The sequence below is a fragment of the Streptomyces sp. NPDC002125 genome (assembly GCF_053593715.1).
This window is the reverse complement of the sequence record NZ_JBSFDD010000032.1, coordinates 86690-97042: the sequence shown is the minus strand read 5'-3', so window position 1 is coordinate 97042 and position 10353 is coordinate 86690. Positions and strand designations below refer to the sequence as shown.

General features: G+C 70.2%; 8 protein-coding genes and 1 pseudogene. 3 read left to right on the top strand and 6 right to left on the bottom strand.

The genetic code is table 11. The annotated features are described in order from the left end of the window. Positions 1–110: 110 nt before the first annotated feature. Entirely contained in the window at positions 111–1085 is a 975-nt protein-coding gene (locus tag ACWCQM_RS35745) for a TetR/AcrR family transcriptional regulator C-terminal domain-containing protein (RefSeq protein WP_450919231.1), read from the bottom strand. A 158-nt stretch (positions 1086–1243) separates the two neighbouring features. On the opposite strand from ACWCQM_RS35745, the gene ACWCQM_RS35740 reads away from it, so the two are divergent. From ACWCQM_RS35740 to ACWCQM_RS35730, 3 genes and pseudogenes are all read left to right on the top strand, one after another. Further along, positions 1244–2344: an FAD-dependent monooxygenase gene (locus ACWCQM_RS35740; protein ID WP_450919230.1), complete on the top strand. Its 1101-nt coding sequence runs from the start codon at positions 1244–1246 to the stop codon at positions 2342–2344. A gap of 54 nt (positions 2345–2398) precedes the next feature. After that, a pseudogene (locus ACWCQM_RS35735) lies at positions 2399–2947 on the top strand (GNAT family N-acetyltransferase). Positions 2948–3166: 219 nt separating this feature from the next. After that, on the top strand, positions 3167–3526 hold the full coding sequence (locus tag ACWCQM_RS35730) for a hypothetical protein (protein WP_450919229.1): 360 nt from the start codon (positions 3167–3169) through the stop codon (positions 3524–3526). Between the two features lie 35 nt (positions 3527–3561). Here the strand turns inward: ACWCQM_RS35730 and ACWCQM_RS35725 are convergent, their stop codons facing one another. Genes ACWCQM_RS35725 through ACWCQM_RS35705 form a run of 5 tightly spaced genes read right to left on the bottom strand, consistent with a single transcriptional unit; the run spans position 3562 to position 10294 of the window. Further along, positions 3562–5130 (bottom strand): type VI secretion protein, encoded by a 1569-nt coding sequence (locus tag ACWCQM_RS35725; protein ID WP_450919228.1) that lies wholly within the window; start codon positions 5128–5130, stop codon positions 3562–3564. Between the two features lies 1 nt (position 5131). Next, a complete protein-coding gene (locus tag ACWCQM_RS35720; RefSeq protein ID WP_450919227.1) occupies positions 5132–6550 on the bottom strand; it encodes an ATP-binding protein in 1419 nt (472 codons plus the stop codon). 18 nt (positions 6551–6568) lie between these two features. After that, positions 6569–8119 (bottom strand): SCO6880 family protein, encoded by a 1551-nt coding sequence (locus ACWCQM_RS35715; RefSeq protein WP_450919226.1) that lies wholly within the window; start codon positions 8117–8119, stop codon positions 6569–6571. Beyond that, entirely contained in the window at positions 8116–9438 is a 1323-nt protein-coding gene (locus tag ACWCQM_RS35710) for a hypothetical protein (RefSeq protein WP_450919225.1), read from the bottom strand. Before ACWCQM_RS35710 ends, ACWCQM_RS35715 begins: the two co-directional genes overlap by 4 nt. Further along, on the bottom strand, positions 9428–10294 hold the full coding sequence (locus tag ACWCQM_RS35705; RefSeq protein ID WP_450919224.1) for a hypothetical protein: 867 nt from the start codon (positions 10292–10294) through the stop codon (positions 9428–9430). The genes ACWCQM_RS35710 and ACWCQM_RS35705 overlap by 11 nt, the downstream gene beginning before the upstream one ends. Positions 10295–10353 lie beyond the last annotated feature (59 nt).

Genomic DNA, 10353 nt, shown 5'->3' with positions numbered 1-10353 from the left:
TACTGCAGGGGGGACCCTGTGGGAGAGTAGGACGCCGCCGAACAAATATTACGGACTAGCCCCGTGCCCTTGTGGCACGGGGCTTTTCTGCGTTTACAGGCCTGTGAGGACTACGCGGGGGGCCTTCCCTCGATGACGGGGGCCAGGCCGTCGAGGAGGGCCTTGAGGCCGAGCTCGAAGAGGGTGTCGAGGTGGAGGTCGTAGCCGTCGTCGAAGGAGGAGACCACCTTCGCGAAGGTCGGGAAGCGGCCCGATTCGACCAGGCTCCGGAGGGCGTCGCCGCGGCTGTCCATCCACTGGTCCTCGTCCTGGCCGGTGGTCGCCGCGGCGTGTGCCTCTCGTTCCAGGTGGACGGCCAGCCCTTGTACGTGGCTGTAGAGCAGCACGTGGATGTCGAACAGCGTGGTGGTGTCGAGGCCGTGGCCGTCGAGGGCGCTGAGCGACCATTCGCCGTGGACCATCAGGTTGGGGAGGAGCAGGGGGCGGGTGAGGGACGAGAGCTGGGCGAGCCAGGGGTGCCGTCGGTGCAGGGTCCACAGCGTGCGCGCACCGAGCTCCAGGCGGGCGCGCCAGCCGTCCGGAGCCGTGGCGGGGTAGAACTGTTCGCCGAACGCGGCGTCCGCCATGAGCAGGATGAGTTCGTCCTTGCCGGTCACGTACCGGTAGGGCGACATGGCGGCCACACCGAGCCGGGCGGCGATGCCGCGCATGGAGAGCGCGGAGAGCCCTTCGGCGTCGGCGATGTCGACTGCGGTGCGCACGATCCGTTCCAGTGACAGGTCCGGCTCGGCGGATGGGCCGGGAGGCGTGGTGGTGGGCGTGGCGGGCCGCTTCCCGCGAGTCGGGGTGGTGGGAGTAGCGACGACGGTGCCGGCCCGCGGCTTCGTCTCGACGATGCCTTCCAGCCGGAGCTGCGTCAGGGCTTTCGTGGCGGTGGCGAGTGCGACGCCCCACTCCCTGGCGATGTGGCGGGTCGAGGGGACGCGTTCCCCCGGGCCCAGTTCGCCCTGCTCGACGCGTCGGCGGATCTCGGCCGCGATGCGGAGGTACGGCGGCTGCCCTGAGCCCTCTGTGGCGTGCGTCACGCGGTCTCTCCTTCTCTGCCTGTACTAGTGCAGCCGGTACCGGCGACGACTCCGTCCGCGCGTGAACTGTCCTAGTGCAGACGAGGAAATCACCTGGTGGCGGCTGCGATGCGTACGCCGTACGTTCGGTTGAGCACATCGTACGAGGGGAGATTCTGATGCGCACTGTTCTCATATCCGGTGGCGGTATCGCCGGACCCGCTCTGGCTTACTGGCTGCACCGCCACGGCTTCGAGGTCACGGTCGTCGAGCGGGGACCGGGGGTGAGGCCCGGCGGGCAGGCCGTGGACGTCCGGGGTGTCGCGCTCGACGTGGTCGAGCGGATGGGCCTGCTCGCGGAGGCGCGGCGGGTGCGTACCCGCATGCGCGGCATGTCGGTCCTGGATCCCGAGGGGAAGGAGACCGAGCGCTCCACGGAGATGGCCCTCAGCAGCGGCCGGCTGGACAGCGACGACATCGAGCTGCTGCGCGAGGACCTGGTGCGGATGGTCTTCGAGTGCACGCGGGGGGACGTCGAGTACCTCTTCGGGGACACGATCACCGCACTAGACGAGGGCGCCACCGGTGTGCGGGTGGACTTCGCCCACGCGCCGTCCCGCACCTTCGACCTCGTCGTCGGGGCGGACGGCCTGCACTCGACGGTACGACGCCTGGCGTTCGGTCCCGAGGAGCGCTTCGCGCACCATCTCGGCAGCTATCTTTCGGTGTTCAGCGCGGACAACTTCCTCGCCCTGGAGGACTGGCAGGTGTGGCTGCGCGACGGTGACGTCGGCTTCGGCATCATGTCCGTCCGCGACAACGCGGAGCTGAGGGTGGCGTTCGGATTCGAGTCCGGCCCGCTGCCCCGGGATGCCGACGCCCTCCGCCGCACCATCACGGAGCGGCTCGCGGCGCTGCGGTGGGAGGGGCCGCGGCTGGCCGAGGCGGCCCGTAACGCCACTGACTTCTACTGCGACGCCATGGCGCAGATCCGGATGGACCGCTGGTCGCAGGGCCGGGTGACGCTGCTCGGTGACGCCGGATACTGTCCTTCGCCGCTCTCGGGGCAGGGCACCAGCCTGGCGCTCGTGGGTGCCCATGTCCTGGCCGGCTGCCTGGCCCAGGCCTCCGGCGACCACACGGCCGCCTACGCCCGCTACGAGGAGCGGATGCGTCCCTTCGTCGCCCTGAACCAGTCGCTGGCCACCGAGAACCCCGGTGGCCCCGCAGCCGAGGACTCCGTGGCGCACGCCAAGAACGCCCTGGCGCTGGACGGCTGACGGGCAGGCGTATCTCGTTTGCCGAGGCACTGCCCGCACGGGCACGATCTGCGGATGGACTATGCTGTACGGGCGGTGCGGGCGGATGAGTGGCTGCGGGCCAAGGAGATCCGGCTGGAGGCCCTGGGGGACCCGATGGCGCACCTGGCCTTCCGGGAGACCTACGAGAGCTCCGTGGCCAAGCCTGACGCGTTCTGGCAGGACAGGACGGCGCAGGCCGCCAAGGGTGAGCACGTCTGTCAGTTCATCGCGGAGGCGGCCGACGGCGAGTGGGCGGGGACCGTGTCGGTGCTCGTCGAGCGGCAGGCGGGAGTGCCGGGCTTCGGGGAGGCGGCCGAGGCCGATTAGACCCACCTGGTGGGGGTGTACGTCAGGCCGGGGCACCGGGGGCGTGGGGTCGTGGACGCGCTGTTCCGGGAGGCGATCGAGTGGTCGTGGTCGCTGGGCGGTCCGCCGGTGGAACGGGTGCGGCTCTACGTCCACGAGGCCAACGCGCCCGCCGCGGCGTCCTACCGCCGGATCGGTTTCGTCCCCACCGGAGCTACGCTCCCGGTGGAGAGCGACCCGCCCTCCCTGGACCTGGAGTTCGAGCTCCGCCGCTAGAGCTCGTCGTCGCCGGGGGAGTCGGCAGGCCGTGGCGGTGTCGTCCTGTCGTGCGAAGGTTGTGCCATGGAACCTTCGGCAGTCCGTGGACTCGCTCTGCCCGCTCGACTGACGTCCCTCATCGGACGTGACCTCTGGCGACACCCGGGCGATTCGGCGTTGAGGGAGGTCATCCCATGGTTCGAGGACCCGCTTGCCTTTGTGAGGGACCCGGAGCAGATGGAGTTCGCGTCCCGGTCGCTGGACATGTTCGCCGACGATCCGCACTCCGGCTACTTCGCTGTGGGACGCGGCAGCCGGGCGGAAGCCCCGCTCGACCTGCCGTGGCTCGATGCCGATCAGGCGGTTCTGATCGCCATCACTCGTCGTCCTGGCGACGACGGTGCCTTGGCGCTCGACTACCGCACCGATCCTTCCGACCCACGGGTCGTCGGTAGTGACTTCTGGACGAACTCCCAGGTGTGCGAATGGCGGGTCGTGGCACCTGCCTTCTCGTCCTTCGTCACCAGCCTGGGCCTCTGGAGGGCACCGGCGGAGGACTGCGAAGTCCGCCGCGGGGCATCCGGGACGCGGATGTGATCGCTTCGAGCCCCGCAGTGTCACCGTGCCGCCGGTCAGAGCCGTCCGGCCGCCGGCAGGCGCTCCTGCCAGCGGGCGCGTGCCTGTTCCTCGGAGCGGAGCAGCACGAGTGCGGGCATTCCCTGGTCCTGGCCCGTCGACAGCAGCTCCGGGAGCTGGGGAAGCGGAGCGACCGCGGCGACGTCGTCCAGGACGAGTGTCATTGGTGGGTCGAGCCGACCGTCGGTTGACCGTGCGGCCATGCGGCGGCCGTGCTCGACCACGTGTGAGGCGAGTGCGGTGAGCAGGGGCATCGCACCGGGGTGGTGTCGGGGATCCTCGATGGGCTCACCGACCACATACAGCGTTCCCCCTTCGCGTGCAAAAGATTCCAGTACGAGCGCATCGGCTCGGTGGGGTGTGCAGGCCTCGCGGATGTGGACCGAGGCGAGGGCCGCGAAGGCACGCACGGTCAGTTCCTGGGCGATCTCCCGGCGTTCGGGATAGGCGGTGAGCGCCGACTCCAGCAGTCCTGCGAGCCCGGAGGCGGCCTTGGGATGGGTGCGCAGCAGGCGTACCGGTTCATGGGCGCCGGATCCGGAGGCCCAGCGGTGGACCTGGCGGAAGGGGCGGCCGTCCACGGCCGCGGCGTGCAGCCAGCACTGCAGGAGGGTCTGCGCGGTGTCGGCCATCGCCGCGTCCGCCTTGGCGAGGGGGCGTACGGGGGTGAGGAGCGCGGCGGCGCGTGACGCGGCCGTGGCGGGGTCCTCGCAGCCGGCGGTGGGGGACCAGTGGAGGCGGCCGGGGGTGTCACAGAGGTGGCCGGGGTCGTAGACGAGGACGGGGCCGAGCTTGCTGCGGGCGTCCTTCGTCTCGGCCCAGACGCTGGGGTCGGAGGTCACGACGAGCGCGGGGCCCTCGGCGTCGTGGATGGCCTGGACGACGGCGGGGCGGCGGGTGGCGGAGGAGCCGTACAGGACGTGCGGGACGCGGGGCGTGGGGACGACGGGCGCCGCCGCCTCCTGCTCGTGTCCGGTCACGAGGGTGGACGCCTCGGCCCGGGGTGCCGCCAGGAGGGGCGCTTCCAGGGGCGTTGCATCCGCCGGGATCGCCTTTGCCGGGGCCGGGGCCGGGGCCGGGGCGGGTACGGGAGCGGGCGTCGGGTGGGCTTCGACGGGCCGGGGGTCCCTGGGTGTGCGTACGGCTTCCCGGTGGAGTTCCCTGTCGGGTTCGTACGGGTCCGAGGGGGCGTTCCTCCGCTTCCGTACGAGGCGCCAGCGGGTGACCACGCCCGCCACGAACACGGCCAGGACCAGCAGCACCATCGTCTCGCCGATGAACAGGCCCCAGAACAGGCCGTATCCGGAGAGCTCGCCCGGCGGGGTGTCGGGCCAGGCGCCCGGCAGGTCGGTCGGGTCGCCGGCCAGGGCACGGAGGGCCAGGGGGGTGCGCGCGAAGGTCACACCGTCCGGCCAGGCCCCGTGCGCGAACAGCCCCGCCAGGCCGGTGGCCGTCCAGGCCATGACCGTCAGCCCGAACAGGAAGGCCAGCAGGCCGATCAGCAGGCCGTCCGGGATGCCGCCCTCGCTGCCGCGCCGTGCATCGGATGGTGCCTGGCGTGCCATGTCATGCCACCGTTGACTCGGACGACTCGTTCAGCCGTTGCTGGTGCTCGATCCGTGCCGCTCTCTGCTCCGCCTCCAGCTCCGCGGCTCGTACGTCCTCGGGGAGCAGGTCCGTCGCGGAACCCTCGGTCATTGCACGGTCGGTGAAGACGAGGGGGCGTTCCGCCTCGGTGATCAGGTGTTTGACGACCTGCACGTTGCCGTTGACGTCCCATACGGCGATGCCCGGGGTCAGGGTGGGGATGATCTCGACCGCCCACCTGGGCAGGCCGATGACCTTGCCGGTGGCTCTGGCCTCGTCGGCTTTCTGGGCGTAGATCGTGCGGGTCGAGGCCATCTTCAGGATGGCCGCCGCTTCCTTCGCCGCGGCCCCGTCGACGACGTCGCTGAGGTGGTGGACGACGGCCACGAAGGACAGCCCGAGCCGTCGTCCGAACTTCAGCAGGCGCTGGAAGAGCTGGGCGACGAAGGGCGAGTTGATGATGTGCCAGGCCTCTTCGACCAGGAAGATGCGCTTCTTCCGGTCGGGCCTGATCCAGGTGTGCTCCAGCCATACGCCGACGATCGCCATGAGGATCGGCATCGCGATGGAGTTGCGGTCGATGTGCGAGAGGTCGAAGACGATCAGCGGGGCGTCGAGGTCGATGCCGATGGTGGTCGGGCCGTCGAACATGCCGCGGAGGTCACCGTCGACGAGTCGGTCCAGGACGAGGGCGACGTCCAGGCCCCAGGCCCGTACGTCGTCTATGTCGACGTTCATCGCCTCGGCGGACTCGGGCTTCGGGTGGCGCAGTTGTTCCACGATGTCCATCAGGACCGGCTGGCGCTGGGTGATGGTCTCGTTGACGTACGCGTGCGCGACCTTGAGGGCGAAGCCGGAGCGCTCGTCGAGGCCGTGGCCCATGGCGACTTCGATGATCGTGCGGAGCAGGGCGAGCTGCCCGGTCGTGGTGATCGAGGGGTCCAGGGGGTTGAGCCTGATCCCGTCGTTGAGCGCGGCTGTCGGGTCGAGGCGGATGGGCGTGATGCCCAGCTCCTGGGCGATGAGGTTCCACTCGCCGACGCCGTCCTCGCCCTGGGCGTCCAGGACGACGACCTGGCGGTCGCGGAAGCGGAGCTGGCGGAGCACGTACGTCTTCTCCAGCGCCGACTTGCCGTTGCCGGACTCGCCGAGGACCAGCCAGTGCGGGGCGGGGAGCTGCTGGCCGTACAGCTGGAAGGGGTCGTAGATGTAGCCCTTGCCCGAATAGACCTCACGCCCGATGATCACGCCGGAGTCGCCGAGACCGGGGGCGGCGGTCGGCAGGTAGACGGCCTGGGCCTGGCCCGTCGACGTGCGCACCGGGAGCCGGGTCGTCTCCACCTTCCCGAAGAGGAAGGAGGTGAAGGCATCCGACAACGCGGACAGCGGATCTCGCATGGCGTGACTGCCCTCTCGTTAGCGTCGGATGCCGGTGGCGAACGGCAAGGTGTTCACAAAGGCGCGGTGGTGCTCGCGGTCGCACCACTCCAGCTTCAGATACGACTTGCCGGCCGAGGCCCGGATCGTCCGCTTGTCGCGGGCGAGGGCTTCGGGGGACCGGGACGACACGGTGATGTACCCCACCAGGTTGACCCCGGCCGCGCCGCTCGCGAGATCTTCACCCCGCTGGTCGAGTCGGCCGTGGGCGGCGATGTCGCGGGGGTCGACCGTGCGGTTCATCTTGGCCTGACGGCTCGCCTCGGCGTCGTCGTTGGTCTTCTCCGTCAGCATCCGCTCGATGGCGACCTCGGTGGGTTCGAGGTCCATGCAGACAGCGACCGTACGGATGACGTCGGGTGTGTGGACCAGGAGCGGGGCGAGGAAGTTGACGCCGACCGGGGTCATCGGCCATTCCTTCACCCAGGCCGTGGAGTGGCACCAGGGTGCGCGGGTCGTCGACTCGCGGGTCTTGGCCTGGAGGAACGTCGGCTCGACGGCGTCCAGTTCGGCCGGCCAGGCGTTGCGCTTCGTCATCGCCTGGATGTGGTCGATGGGGTGGTCCGGGTCGTACATCGAGTGCACGAGGGAGGCCAGCCGGCTCTGGCCGAGCGGCTGGCGGACCCGGATGTCGGCCTCGGCGAGACGGGCGCAGATGTCGGTCAGCTCGCGCGCCATGACGACGGCGAGGCCCGCGTCGCGGTCGATCTTCCGGCCGCCCTGGGGGCGCATGGCCCGGGCCATGGCGTTGGCCTCGGCTGCCAGCTCGCGGCTGTAGTGCATGCAGGCGACGAGATAGGCGCGGTGCTGCTCGCTGGAGGTGGAGACCATCGACTGAAGCTGGTCGTACGAGTCCTGGAGCCAGCCGGGAGCGGACCGGTCGCCGCGCTGGGCGACGTCCTTGGCGTGAGCGTCGGGGTCGGCGGGGAGGGTGCGGGCCAGCATCTGGAGGCGCGTCACGAAGCCGTCGCCGTTGGCCACGTGCTTGAGGAGGGTGCCGAAGCGGTCGACCAGGGCTTCCTGGTCCTCGCTGTCGCGCAGACCGACTCCGGGTCCCTCGATCTCGATGGCGGCGGTGACGGTGCGGCGGTCGGCGTGCAGGAGTACGGCGATCTCGTCGGGCCCGAACGGCGCGGCCAGCCAGCTGATCCGGCCGATGCCGGGGGGCGGTCCGATCTCGACCTCGCGTCCGTCGGCGCCGACGCCGGCCTCCATGGCGGAGGAGCGGTACGCGGTGCCTCGGCGCAGGGTGCGCTTGAAGCTGCGGTTGATCTCGAACCACTTGTAGAAGGTGCGGCCCTTGTAGGGCACGTACACGACGGCGAGGGCGAGCATCGGGAAGCCCACGAGGGAGGCGATCCGCAGGGAGAGGGCCGGGACGAGGAGGCCGCTCATCATGCCGAGGAAGGCCCCGGCGATGATCAGCGCGATCTCGCCCGTCTCACGGTTCTTGCCGACGATCGCGTTCGGCCGTGCGCGGCCGATGAGATACGTACGGCGGGGCGCGATCGTGTGGGCCTGGGTCGTCAACGCCCTCCACCTCCTGTGCTCGTGTTACCTGTGCTGCCTGAACCGCCGGCTCGCGGGGAGCGGCTGCCGTGGGGGGTGCCGGAGGTGGGTCCGGACGCGCTGCGGGGCGAGGGGGCGCCGCCCCCGCCGGAGGGGCGGGAGCTGTGGGCGGCGACGCCACCGCTGGCCGGGTTGGCGGGCCGTGCACCGCCGCCGCCTTCCCCGCCGCCGCCACGACCGCTGTGGGTCTTGATGCCCTGGGAGACCAGGGCGGCCGGGGAGCTGATCAGGGCGGCGGCCTGGGAGCCGTCGGTGGCCTGCTTGCGGTTGGTGCGGGCACCCTGGATCTCGTCGCCGAAGCCGGGAACGAAGCGGTAGATCATGGCGGAGGCGAAGATGGCCAGCAGGATGATGGCGAGGCCGGACACGACCGCGGAGAAGGCGTTGGGCCCGTCGTCCGCGGAGAGCGCCCCGGCGAGCCCAAGCACGATCACGATCACGGGCTTCACCATGATCACGGCGATCATGATGCCTGCCCAGCGGCGCACATGGCCCCACATGTTCTTGTCGACGAGTCCGGAGTACACGACGACGCCGAGCAGGGCACCCACGTAGAGCAGGGCGGCCCGGATCACGAGCTCCAGCCAGAGGATGCCGGCGGCGAGGATGGACACGAGCGAGACGACGATCAGCATGATCGGCCCGCCGCCGATATCGGTGCCCTTCTTGAGCGCCTCGGCGAACGACCCGAAGAAGACGTCCGTCTGCCCGCCGGTCGCCGCTGCGATGACCTCGGTGACGCCGTCGGTGGCCGAGACGACGACGTACAGGATGAGCGGGGTGAAGGCGGAGGCCAGGACCGTGAGCCAGAGGAAGCCGATGGCTTCGGAGATGGCGGTGGTGAACGGCACGCCCCTGATGGCTCGCTTGGCCACGGCGAAGAGCCACAGGACCAGGGTGAGGATCGTGGACGCGGCGAAGACGACGGCGTACTGCGTGCGGAAGGTGGAGTTGGTGAAGTCGACGGTCGCCGTGCTCTCCACGGCTTCGCTGAGCTTGCCGACGAGGTAGGCGGCGGCGTCGGCGCAGCCTCGGGCGAGGGAGGTGAGGGGGTCCAGGGCGTCGTCTGTTACGGCGGGGGTGGTACGGGCGCTCCCGCCGGCTTCGCCTTCGCAGTAGTCCTTGGCTGGGCCGACGATGAGGTCGCACTTGTCCTGATCGGACGGACTGGGTGCTGGGGAGGGTGCTGCTGACGCACGGGTGGCCAGGATGACCAGGGTTGCCTGAAGGCCGGCGAAGACAGCACCGGCTTTGAGGGCCAGGCGAGAACTAGCGGGCATAAGTGAACCCTCCGTACTCCTCGACAGCCTTGGCGATCTCGTCGGCATTGGAGGCTGTGCGGTCGGTGTTCACGGGTGCCGGACCGTCCTTCTGGGAGAAACTGTCGACCTTCCAGTCGCCGTCTGCCCATTGGAGCGTCAGCGTCATGGTGAACCAGTCGTTGCTCACGGGGTTGGTCGAGCTGACACCCGCAGTACCGAAAACGCCTGTACACCAGACTTCCACCGTGGCGGAGCTGCCCGAATAGGTGGTCGTCTTCGTCCCGACAGGGGCGGTTCTGGAGACGTAGGTCATTCCAGGGGCTGCTTTGCCCTCTTCGTCAAGGCCGACCTTGTCGAGGAATGCTTTGTCGTAGGCCTGATCGAACCTTGACTCCAGCTCGCCTACTCGGTTCGTGACGAAGATCTGGCGCACGATCTCGCGCCGTCGATCGGGCTGGAGGATCTCGGCAGAGACCAGCGCCACCGCATAGTTCGCCGCCGCGCTCTGCGCCCCCTGCTCGTCGTGTGCGAAGCCGGCCGCGATCGTGCCGTTCTTGCCCTGGACCGGCTTCGTGCCCGTGGCGGCGGTGGGGCCCGCTCCGGCGGCTTCGGGCTTCTTCTCGGCGGCGCCGTCCGAGCCGTCGCCCCCGCCCTGGTTCGCGAACGCGATCGCCGCGATCAGCAGGACCACCACACCCACCGCCATGATCAGCGAGCGGGAGTTCCGGGCGGGGCGACGGCCGTAGCCGTCGTCCTCGCCGCCCCGCGGCAGGCGTGTGCGCGTCTGGCGCGTCCCGCCGAGGGTGCTGTACGCATCGTCCGTACGGCCACCGGGCTCGTTGCCTCCGTAGCCGCGTTCGTCGCCCTGGCTCATGCCGCGTACGCCCCCTCAGCCGTGTGCTGTTCCGCGTAGTACGACCGTAGCGGTGCTGG

Bases quoted from the DNA above. Each gene is read 5' to 3' on its own strand.
- ACWCQM_RS35740 (WP_450919230.1), top strand. From the start codon at position 1,244: ATGCGCACTGTTCTCATATCCGGTGGCGGTATCGCCGGACCCGCTCTG.
- ACWCQM_RS35730 (WP_450919229.1), top strand. From the start codon at position 3,167: ATGGAGTTCGCGTCCCGGTCGCTGGACATGTTCGCCGACGATCCGCAC.
- ACWCQM_RS35725 (WP_450919228.1), bottom strand. From the start codon at position 5,130: ATGGCACGCCAGGCACCATCCGATGCACGGCGCGGCAGCGAGGGCGGC.
- ACWCQM_RS35720 (WP_450919227.1), bottom strand. From the start codon at position 6,550: ATGCGAGATCCGCTGTCCGCGTTGTCGGATGCCTTCACCTCCTTCCTC.
- ACWCQM_RS35710 (WP_450919225.1), bottom strand. From the start codon at position 9,438: ATGCCCGCTAGTTCTCGCCTGGCCCTCAAAGCCGGTGCTGTCTTCGCC.
- ACWCQM_RS35705 (WP_450919224.1), bottom strand. From the start codon at position 10,294: ATGAGCCAGGGCGACGAACGCGGCTACGGAGGCAACGAGCCCGGTGGC.